This is a genomic window from Lysinibacillus sp. RU7 (genome assembly GCF_057837305.1).
Window position 1 is genome coordinate 1 of the sequence record NZ_JBYQFK010000240.1, and the last position, 248, is coordinate 248.

A 248-nucleotide genomic window follows, 5' to 3' on the forward strand; every position below is an offset into this window, starting at 1 on the left:
GGATCGGTATCGAGACGGGCCCGATGACCGTGTGGTTGTGGCACGCATTGACCGAGCGAGAGCTGCCGGTGGTGTGTCTTCATGCCAGGCATGCTGCGGCAGCGCTGAAGCTGCAGATGAACAAGACGGACCGCAACGACGCGTTTGGGTTGGCACGGCTGGTCCGCTCGGGCTGGTACCGGCCGGTCGCTGTTCGCTCGATGGATACGCACCGGTTGCGTGCGCTCCTGATCACGCGAGACCAGCTG

General features: G+C 64.5%; 1 protein-coding gene. It reads left to right on the forward strand.

Going from position 1 to position 248, the window contains the following annotated elements; all coding sequences use genetic code 11:
• The coding region (locus tag AC3II9_RS22255; protein WP_489158925.1) for an IS110 family transposase at positions 1 to 248 on the forward strand (248 nt) is incomplete at both ends.